This window comes from Ideonella sp. A 288 (assembly GCF_002198735.1).
Classification (GTDB): domain Bacteria; phylum Pseudomonadota; class Gammaproteobacteria; order Burkholderiales; family Burkholderiaceae_C; genus Pseudaquabacterium.
In genome coordinates this window covers 18,056-27,725 of sequence record NZ_MWLO01000062.1, presented here as the reverse complement: position 1 = coordinate 27,725, position 9,670 = coordinate 18,056, and the positions used below count along the sequence as shown (strand labels likewise).

Genomic DNA, 9,670 nt, shown 5'->3' with positions numbered 1-9,670 from the left:
GGTGGACGCGCGCTCGGGGGCTTTTTCGGCGGCAGCTTCGGGGGCTGTATCGGGGGCCGTGACGGACGCAGCTTCGGGCGCTGCTACAGGGGCTGTTTCGGGGGCAGTCTCGGAGGCCGGGCCGGGCGCAGCTTCAGGCGCCGCCGCGGCGACCGCTTCGGGGGCAGCGGCGGGGGCCGCCGCAACGGTGCGGTCCGGGGCCGCCTCGGGTGCCCGCCGCAACACCAGCAGCGTGCGCTGCGGCACGGTGAGGGCGCGGCTGGCCAGCGTGTCGGGGTCGCGCGGCAGGGTGCCGCTGGAATCGAGCGCCACCGCCCAGCGGCCGGGCGGCAGGGTGAAGGGGAAATCCAGCGGCTCGGGGTTGAAGGCCAGCAGCAACGGCGCGCGATCGCCGTACAGCGGGCCCTGGCCGGTGATCAGGCAGGCGAAACCCAGGCTGTGGCCATGGTGCCAGTCGTTCACCTGCATGTCGTGGCCGCCGGGGCTGAGCCAGCGCAGCGCCCACGCGCCACGGCCGGGCTGGAACCAGTCGTCCAGGCGCAGCGCGGGTTCGGCGCGGCGCAGCGCCAGCACCTCGGCCACGAAGCCGGCCAGGGCGGTGTCGGCGCGCGACCAGTCGATCCAGCCGATGGCGCTGTCCTGGCACCAGGCGTTGTTGTTGCCGCCCTGGGTGCGGCCGATCTCGTCGCCGGCGCCGAGCATCGGCGTGCCCTGGGCCAGGCCCAGCGTGGCCAGCATCGCGCGCTGCACACGCAGGCGGGTGGCCTCGCGGGCGGGGTCGTCGCTGGGGCCTTCGACGCCGAAGTTGGCGCAGGGCTCGCCGTCGCGGCCATCGCGGTTGTTCTCGCCGTTGGCCAGGTTGTGCTTGCCCTGATAACGCACCAGATCAGCGAGCGTGAAGCCGTCGTGCACGGCCACGAAGTTGACCGACGCGCTGGGCCGGCGCTGGCCGTGGTGGAACAGGTCGCTGGACGCGGTGAAGCGGCGGGCGAACTCCCCGCGGCCCACCCGCGGGCCCTCGGGCCGGTTGAGCCAGTACAGGCGCACGCTGTCGCGGAACTTGTCGTTCCATTCGAGGAAGCGGCCGGGAAAGCGCCCCACCTGGTAGCCGCCGTGGCCGGCGTCCCAGGGCTCGGCGATGAGGTGCACCTGCGACAGCACCGGGTCCTGCCGCAGCGCGGTGAAGAAGGCCGCCTGCGCGTCGTAGCCCTGGTGGGTGCGGCCCAGCACCGGCGCCAGGTCGAAGCGGAAGCCGTCGACGCCCATCTCGTGCGCCCAGTAGCGCAGCGAATCGAGCACGAACTGCGTCACCCGCGGGTGCGCCACGCGCAGCGTGTTGCCGCAGCCGGTGAGATTCTGGCAGCGGCTCGGGTCGTCGGGCGCCAGCATGTACCAGCTGGCGTGGTCCAGGCCGCGCCAGCTGAGGGTGGCACCGGTCTCGCTGCCTTCGGGCGTGTGGTTGTAGACCACGTCGAGCACCACCTCGAGGCCGTGCGCGTGCAGCGTGGCCACCATCTGCCGGAACTCGTCGATCACGTCGGACGGGTCGGCCCGGCGGCTGGCCAGGCGGGGGTCGGGGCAGAAGAAGCCCAGCGTGTTGTAGCCCCAGTAGTTGACCTGCCCACGCTCGACGGCGCCTGGCTCGTCGAGGTGGTAGTGCACCGGCAGCAGCGACAGCGTGGTGACGCCCAGCGACTTGAAATGAGCGATGGACGCCGGGTGCGCCAGGCCGGCGTAGGTGCCGCGCAGCGCCGGCGGGATCCCGGGGTGCAGCGCGCTGAAGCCCTTGACGTGCACCTCGTACAGCACCAGGTCGCCCGGGGCGACGCGCGGCGCGTTGAGCCAGCCCGGCGCCACCGTGGGCGGCTCGGGCACACGCGCCTTCAGCGCCTGTCCGGCGTTGTCGCGGGGGTCGAACGAGCGGTGGCCGTCGGGGTGGCCGACGGTGTGGCCGTGGTGCTCGGGCCGCCAGGCGAAGTGGCCGACGATCTCGCGCGCCCAGGGGTCGAGCAGCAGCTTGTTGGCGTTGAAGCGGTGGCCCGCCTCGGGGGCGTAGGGGCCGTGCGCGCGCAGGCCGTACACCAGCCCGGGCCCGACGCCGGGCAGGAAGCCGTGGAACAGGCCGTCGTGCGGGCCGTGCAGGCTGTAGCGCCGCAGCTCGCGCGCGCCGGAGCCGTCGAACACGCACAGCTCGATGGCCTGCGCATGGTCGGAGAAGACGACGAAGTTGACGCCGCCGTCGCGCGCCAGCGCGCCCATCGGCGCGGTGCGGCCCTCGAGCACGGCGGCCGGCAGGCTGCCGATCATCGATCGGGTTCCAGGTAGACCGCGGCCAGCGGCGGCAGCGTCAGCACGATGGACTGCGCGCGGCCCTGCGCCGGCACCGGCTCGACACCGATCGGCCCGAGGCCGTTGCCGAGGTTGCCGCCGCCGTAGTGCACGGAATCGGTGTTGAGCCGCTCGCGCCACGCGCCGGCGCCCTCGGGCACGCCCAGCCGCCAGCCGTGGCGCGGCACCGGGGTGAAGTTGCAGACCACCAGCACGCGGCCGCCCTCGCCGTCGTGGCGCAGCCAGGCATAAACCGAATGCTCGGCGTCCTGCGCGTCGATCCATTCGAAGCCGGCCGGCTCGGCGTCCAGCCGGTGCAGCGCGGGCCGCTCGCGGTGCAGGCGATTGAGGTCGCGCACCAGGCCCTGCACGCCGGCGTGGCGCGCATCGCCGAGCAGGGCCCAGGGCAGCTCGGCGTTGTCGTCCCACTCGGTGGGCTGGGCGAATTCCTGGCCCATGAACAGCAGCTTCTTGCCCGGGTGGCCCCACATGAAGCCGAGGTAGGCGCGCAGGTTGGCGAAGCGCTGCCACTGCGCCGGGTCGGCCGGATCACCTGGCATCTTGCCCAGCAGCGAGCCCTTGCCGTGCACCACCTCGTCGTGCGAGATGGGCAGCACGAACTTCTCGCTCCACGCATAGACCAGGCCGAAGCTCATCTTGTCGTGGTGCCAGCGGCGGTGCACCGGGTCTTGCGCCATGTAGGCCAGGGTGTCGTGCATCCAGCCCATGTTCCACTTGTAGTGGAAGCCCAGGCCGCCGGCCCAGGTGGGCGACGAGACGCCGGCGTAGGCGGTGGATTCCTCGGCCACGGTGATGGCGCCGGGGCATTCGGCGCCCAGCACCTCGTTCACGCGCTGCAGCAGCGAGATGGCCTCGAGGTTCTCGCGCCCGCCGTGCACGTTGGGCACCCATTCGCCGGCGTTGCGGCTGTAGTCGCGGTACAGCATGGAGGCCACGGCGTCCACCCGCAGGCCGTCGACACCGAAGCGCTCGACCCAGTACAGCGCGCTGCCGGCGAGGAAGCCGCGCACCTCGAGCCGGGCGAAGTTGTAGATCAGCGTGTTCCAGTCCTTGTGGAAGCCTTCGCGCGGGTCGGCGTACTCGTACAGCGCGCTGCCGTCGAACTGCGCCAGGCCGAAGGCGTCGGACGGGAAATGCGCCGGCACCCAGTCGAGCAGCACGCCCAGGCCGTGCGCATGGCAGGCGTCGACGAAGCGCGAGAAGGCCTCGGGCGGGCCGAAGCGCGCGGTGACGGCGTACAGGCCCAGCGTCTGGTAGCCCCAGGAGCCCGAGAACGGGTGCTCGGTGATGGGCATCAGCTCGATGTGGGTGAAGCCCAGGTCGGCCACGTAGGCCGGCAGCGCGGCGGCCAGGGTGTCCCAGTCGTGCGGGCTGCCGTCGGGGTGGCGGCGCCACGAGCCGGCGTGCAGCTCGTAGATGGTCATCGGCGCGGTGCGCGCGTTGGCGGCGGCCCGCCCGGCCGGCAGCGGCTTGGGCGGCGGCAGCTCGGCGACCACGCTGGCCTGCGCCGGCGGGTGCTGGCTGGCGCGGGCGTAGGGATCCGCCTTCAGCGGCAGCAGGCGGCCGTCGGCGGCGACGATCTCGAACTGGTAGGCGTCGCCGAGGGCCGCGTGCGGCACGAACAGCTCCCACACGCCCGAGCCGCCGCGCGAGCGCATCGGGTGGCGCCGGCCGTCCCAGCCGTTGAAGCCGCCGACCACGCTGACGCGACGGGCGTTGGGTGCCCACACCGCGAAGCGCACGCCGGCCACCGCGTGCACGCCCTCGCCCAGCGTGCAGGGCAACGCGCCCATCACCTCGAACGGGCGCAGGTGCGTGCCTTCGCCCAGGTAGTGCAGGTCGGCGTCGGCGATCAGCGGGCCGAAGGCGTAGGCGTCGGCATAACGGCCTTCGTGGCCGTCGGCCCAGGCCACCTGCAGCCGGTAGTCGAAGCGCTGGCGGCGCCGCGGCAGCTTGCCCTCGAACAGGCCGCGCCCGTCGCGCAGGGCCAGCGGCGCAATGCGCCGGCCGGTGGCCGCGTCGTGCACCACCACCGCGGTGGCGCCGGGCAGCAGCGCACGCACCCACAGCGCGCCGTCGACATCGGCGTGCAGGCCGAGCACCGAGAAGGGGTCGCCGTGGCGGGCGTCGAGGAGGGCGTGGAGGTCGGCGTCGGAGAGCATGGCGGGGGGCGGGTGCCTCAGGTGGGTGCGGCCCACACCAGGCGCTGGTACTCGCCGATGGTGCGGTCGACGCTGAACGGGCCCATGCCGGCCAGGTTGCGCAGGGCGCGCTCGGCCCAGGCCGCGCGGTCGTCGTACACCGCGTCGACGCGACCCTGGGTGCGCACGTAGTCGGCGAAATCGGCCATCAGCATGTAGGGGTCGTGGTGCAGCAGCGGCTGCACCAGGGCGCGGTAGCGGTCGGGTTCGCCGCGCGAGAAGGCGCCGCCGCCGATGGCGTCGAGCACGCTGCGCAGGACCTTGTTTTCTTCGACATGGAGCCGAGGATCGTAGCCGAGAGCCTTCATGCGCGTGACAGCATCGGCGCGCAGCCCGAAGACGAACATCTGCTCCGGGCCCATCGTCTGGGCCATCTCGATGTTGGCGCCGTCCCAGGTGCCGATGGTGCAGGCGCCGTTGAGCGCGAACTTCATGTTGCCGGTGCCCGAGGCCTCGGTGCCGGCGGTGGAGATCTGCTCGGACAGGTCGGCCGCCGGCAGGATCATCTCGGCCAGGCTGACGCCGTAGTTGGGCAGGAACACCACCTGCAGCAGGTGCTGGGTGCGCACGTCGCTGTTGACGACCCGGGCCACGTCGTGGATGAGCTGCACCACCAGCTTGGCCGCGTGGTAGGCCGACGCGGCCTTGCCGGCGAAGATGACCGTGCGCGGCGTCCAGCCGGCGTGGGGCTGGGCCAGGATGGCCTGGTGGCGCGCCACCACGTGCAGCACGTTGAGCAACTGGCGCTTGTACTCGTGGATGCGCTTGATCTGCACGTCGAACAGGCTGTCCGGGTCGACCGCCAGGCCCAGCTCGGCGCGGATGTGCTCGGCCAGCCGCAGCTTGTTGGCGCGCTTCACCGCCAGGAAGTCCTTGCCCAGCGTGGCGCCGGCGGCCATGGGCGCGAGCCGCGTCAGCTCGCCCAGGTCGGTGCGCCAGCCGGCGCCGATGTGGCGGTCGAGCAGCGCGGCCAGGCCCGGGTTGGCCTGCGCCAGCCAGCGCCGCGGCGTGACGCCGTTGGTGACGTTGATGAAGCGCTCGGGCCACAGCGCCGCGTAGTCGGCGAAGATGGTGCGCACCATCAGGTCGGAGTGCAGCGCCGAGACGCCGTTGACCTTGTGCGAGGCCACGATGGCCAGTGCCGCCATGCGCACGCGGCGTTCGCCCGATTCGTCGATCAGCGACATGCGCGAGGCCATGGCCTCGTCACCCGGGAAGCGCTGGCGCACCTGCTCGAGGAAGCGGCGGTTGATCTCGTAGACGATCTCCAGGTGCCGCGGCAGCAGCGCCTCGAACAGGCGCACGCTCCAGGTCTCCAGCGCCTCGGGCATCAGCGTGTGGTTGGTGTAGCTCACCGCCTGGGTGGTGACCTGCCAGGCGGCGTCCCACTCGAGACCGTGCTCGTCGATCAGCAGCCGCATCAGTTCGGCCGGGGCCAGCGCCGGGTGCGTGTCGTTGAGGTGCACGGCGTTGTGGCGGCCGAAGCTTTCGAACGGCGACGCGCTGCCGCCCAGCCGCTCGCCCGCCGGGCGCGGCGGGCCGCCGGCCGCGTCGGGGCGGGGGCCGGTGCGCAGGGCCTCGTGGTCCTGCGCCCATTCGCGCAGGTGCCGCGCCAGCATGTCCTGCAGCGACGCGCTGACCAGGAAGTACTCCTGGCGCAGCCGCAGCTCGCGGCCGGCGGGCGTGGAGTCGTCGGGGTAGAGCACCCAGTTCAGCGCCTCGGCGGACAGCAGGTGCTGCGAGGCGGCCGCGTGCTCGCCGCGGCAGAAGGCGGCGAAGTCGATCGGCCGGTCGGCCAGCGCCTGCCACTTGCGCAGCGTGGACACGCGCTCGGTGCCGTGGCCCGGCACGATGAAGTCGTGCGCCAGGGCCTGCAGCGTCTCGGCCGGCACCCAGCGGCGCTGGCCGCCGGCGCTGTCGACCCGGCCGCCGAAGCCCACCGGGTGGCGCACGTCGTCGCGCACCAGCTCCCAGGGGTTGCCGTGCTTCATCCACTCGTCGGGCCGCTCGACCTGCCGGCCGTCCTGGATGCCCTGTGCGAACATGCCGTGCTTGTAGAACAGGCCATAGCCGAACGACGGCAGGCCGAGCGTGGCGAAGGCGTCGAGGAAGCAGGCCGCCAGCCGGCCCAGGCCGCCGTTGCCCAGCGCCGCATCGGGCTCGTGCTCCAGCAGCTCGGCCAGCGGCGGGGCACTCTCGCCCAGCTGCGCCTGCAGCGGGCCGGCCAGCCCCAGCGCGGCCAGCGCATTGCCCATGGCGCGGCCGATCAGGAACTCCATCGACAGGTAGTGCACCCGGCGCTGGCCCACGCGCTGCGCGTCGGCGGCCTGGGTGGCGATCCAGCGGCCGGCCAGCAGCTGCCGGCTGGCGATGGCGGCGGCGTGCAGCCGCGATTCGGCGCTGGCGGGGTCGACCCGCTGGGCCAGTTCGTGCGCCAGCGTGGCGGCGAAGCGGGCCGCGGCGCCGGTGGCGTCCGCCGCGGGGCGGGCCACCGCGGTGGCAGACTCGGAAGGCAGGGGGTCCATGGACGAAGCTCCTCGATCGGGCCGGGCGGGGCCGCCACGGCGTTGCACCACATCGACCGAACCGCGCTGGATCGATGTAGTAATGCTACATGCACATGCGAACGAGCGTGCGGACTTTGTCCTGACACAGAGGGAAACCACCGCCCGACCACGGGTCTGACCGTATGGAGACCGGCTGAGCAGGGCCTGTATATTGCCTACATTCCAAGCCCGGCGGGCTGGGCGACTGGAGGGCTGGACGGCGCGCGGCGCCGCGGCCCGGAGGAACTGACGTGGCGGATGTCCGGCTGGTGAAGGTGCAGAAGGCCTTTGGTGACGTGCAGGTGCTGCGCGACATCGACCTGCACGTGCGCGACGGCGAGTTCATGGTCTTCGTCGGGCCGTCGGGCTGCGGCAAGTCCACCCTGCTGCGCAGCATCGCCGGCCTGGAAGAGATCACCGGCGGCACGCTGTCCATCGGCGGCCGCGTGGTCAACGACGTGCCCCCGGCCGAGCGCGGCATCGCGATGGTGTTCCAGAGCTACGCGCTGTACCCGCACATGAACCTGTACGACAACATGGCCTTCGGCCTGGAGCTGGCCAAGGTGCCGAAGGCCGAGATCGAGCGCCTGGTGCGGCACGCCGCCCAGGTGCTGCACATCGACCACCTGCTGCAGCGCAAGCCGAAGGACCTGTCGGGCGGCCAGCGGCAGCGCGTGGCCATCGGCCGGGCCATCGTGCGCAAGCCCGAGGTGTTCCTGTTCGACGAGCCGCTGTCCAACCTCGACGCCGCGCTGCGCGTGCGCATGCGCTACGAGTTCGCCAAGCTGCACGAGGACCTGAAGACGACGATGATCTACGTCACCCACGACCAGGTCGAGGCGATGACGCTGGCCGACCGCATCGTGGTGCTGTCGGCCGGGCGGGTGGAACAGGTGGGCTCGCCGCTCGAGCTGTACGAGCACCCGGACAACCTGTTCGTGGCCGGCTTCATCGGCTCGCCGAAGATGAACTTCATCGCCACCGAGCTGGTGCAGGGCGATGCCCGCCACGCCGTGGTGCGGCTGCAGACCGGCGCGCTGCTGCGCTGCGAGGTGAACGCTGGCGGCGCCCGGCCCGGCGACCGCATGACCCTGGGCGTGCGGCCCGAGCACCTGCGCCCGCCGCAGGGCGACGAGGCCAACCGCATCGAGCTGGACGTCACCTTCGTCGAATCGCTGGGCAGCACAACCCACGCCTACGGCGACTTCCCCGGCGCCGACGAGCAGATGACCTGCCAGCTCGACGGCGGCAGCCGCGTGCGCGGCGGCACCCGGCTGGGCCTGGTGGTGCCGGCCGCGAAGGCCTACCTCTTCGACGCCACGGGCCGGGCCTGCCGGCGCCTGGCGGTGCCGGCCGAGGACGAGGCGCTGGCGTGATCCGGCGGCGCACGTCGACGCTGCTGGCCGCCGCCAGCGCCCTGCTGGCGGCGTGGGCGGGCCCGCCGGCCAGCGCCGCCGCGCCGCCGCAGCTGCTGGTCTGGATCAACGGCGACAAGGGCTACAACGGGCTGCAGAAGGTGGGCGACGCCTTCACCGCGGCCTCGGGCGTGAGGGTGGTGGTGCAGCACCCCGAGGGCGCCCCCGACAAGTTCCAGGCCGCCGCGGGCGCCGGCAAGGGGCCGGACATCTTCTGCTGGCCGCACGACCGCGTGGGCGAATGGGCGCGCTCGGGCCTGATCGTGCCGGTGACCCCGGGCCGGCGCGTGCGCGAGGCCATCGACGACTCGGCCTGGAAGGCCTTCGGCTACCGCGGCAAGACCTGGGGCTACCCGCTGGCCATCGAGGCCATCGGGCTGATGGTCAACCGCGCGCTGGTGCCGGTGCCGCCCGCCACCTTCGACGAGGTGATCGCCATCGACCGGGCGCTGCAGGCCCGCGGCAAGAAGGCCATCCTGTGGGACTACAACAAGACCTTCTTCACCTGGCCGCTGCTGGCCGGCGCCGGTGGCGAGGTGTTCGGCCGCAATGCCGCCGGCGAACTGGACCCGGCCAAGGTGGGCGTGAACAACCCGGGCGCGCTGGCCGGCGCACAGATGCTGGCGCGGCTGATCGACGGCGGCACCATGCCGCGCGGCGCACGCTACGCCGAGATGGAGGCCGGCTTCGCCCGCGGCGAGGTGGCGATGATGATCTCCGGCCCCTGGGCCTGGGACAACGCGCGCAAGGCGAAGATCGATTTCGTCGTGGCGCCGATCCCGGCCGTGGTGCCCGGGCGGCCGTCGCGCCCCTTCGTCGGCGTGCTGGGCTGCATGATCGCCGCGCCCAGCGCGGTGAAGGACATCGCGCGCGAGTTCATCGAGCACCACCTGCTGAAGGTGGAGAGCCTCGAGCTCATCTCCGCCGACGTGCCGCTGGGCACGCCGGCCAACAAGGCCTACTACGCCAGGCTGTCGGCCGACGCCAACATCCGCGCCACGATGGCCAATGCGCGCCTGGGCGAGCCACTGCCCAACATCCCCGAGACCGGCCGCTTCTGGCCGGCGATGGATGCCGCGCTCGAGGCCATCAGCCAGGGCCGCCAGGGCCCGAAGGCCGCGCTCGACGGCGCCGCCGCGCGCATGCTGGTGAAGTGAGC

General features: G+C 72.8%; 5 protein-coding genes. 2 read left to right on the top strand and 3 right to left on the bottom strand.

Going from position 1 to position 9,670, the window contains the following annotated elements; translation table 11 throughout:
* The 3 genes from glgX to EOINJALH_RS03550 form a co-directional block, all read right to left on the bottom strand.
* Nucleotides 1–2,307, bottom strand: a 2,307-nt coding sequence (gene glgX / locus EOINJALH_RS03560) for a glycogen debranching protein GlgX (protein WP_088278933.1), incomplete at its 3' end; no start/stop codon positions are given.
* On the bottom strand, nucleotides 2,304–4,511 hold the full coding sequence (glgB, locus tag EOINJALH_RS03555; protein WP_088278939.1) for a 1,4-alpha-glucan branching protein GlgB: 2,208 nt from the start codon (nucleotides 4,509–4,511) through the stop codon (nucleotides 2,304–2,306). The genes glgB and glgX, both read right to left, overlap by 4 nt.
* A gap of 17 nt (nucleotides 4,512–4,528) precedes the next feature.
* Entirely contained in the window at nucleotides 4,529–7,075 is a 2,547-nt protein-coding gene (locus EOINJALH_RS03550) for a glycogen/starch/alpha-glucan phosphorylase (RefSeq protein WP_234413644.1), read from the bottom strand.
* Between the two features lie 272 nt (nucleotides 7,076–7,347).
* Between EOINJALH_RS03550 and EOINJALH_RS03545 the strand changes: the two genes are divergently transcribed.
* Entirely contained in the window at nucleotides 7,348–8,472 is a 1,125-nt protein-coding gene (locus EOINJALH_RS03545; protein WP_088278932.1) for an ABC transporter ATP-binding protein, read from the top strand.
* Nucleotides 8,469–9,668, top strand: a complete 1,200-nt coding sequence (malE, locus tag EOINJALH_RS03540; RefSeq protein WP_234413643.1) for a maltose/maltodextrin ABC transporter substrate-binding protein MalE — start codon at nucleotides 8,469–8,471, stop codon at nucleotides 9,666–9,668. Before EOINJALH_RS03545 ends, malE begins: the two co-directional genes overlap by 4 nt.
* Nucleotides 9,669–9,670: the final 2 nt, after the last annotated feature.